Below are 234 nucleotides of genomic sequence, written 5' to 3'. Positions count from 1 at the left end.
CCCACAGACCACAGTAAACTCAAACAACCCCACCCCCCCCCCCCCCCCCAACCCCCCCCACCCCCCCCCCCCCCACCCCAACACCCCCCCCCACACCCCCCCCCCCCCCCCCCCCCCCCCCCCCCCCCCCCCGCCCCCCCCCGGCCCCCCCCCCCCCCGCCGCACCGCCCGGCGCCGCCCCCCCCCCCCCCGGAGCCCCCCCCCGGCCAGCCGACCACCCGCGCGCGCCCCCAC

General features: G+C 86.8%; 1 protein-coding gene. It reads right to left on the bottom strand.

The genetic code is table 11. The annotated features are described in order from the left end of the window. Window positions 1-218 (bottom strand): hypothetical protein (locus AAEY78_RS15320; RefSeq protein WP_352340323.1); only part of this gene is annotated, 218 nt, incomplete at its 3' end. Between the last annotated feature and the right edge of the window lie 16 nt (window positions 219-234).

Source organism: Psychrobacter sp. 16-MNA-CIBAN-0192, assembly GCF_040309565.1.
Lineage (GTDB): Bacteria > Pseudomonadota > Gammaproteobacteria > Pseudomonadales > Moraxellaceae > Psychrobacter.
This window is presented reverse-complemented; position numbering and strand designations above follow the sequence as displayed.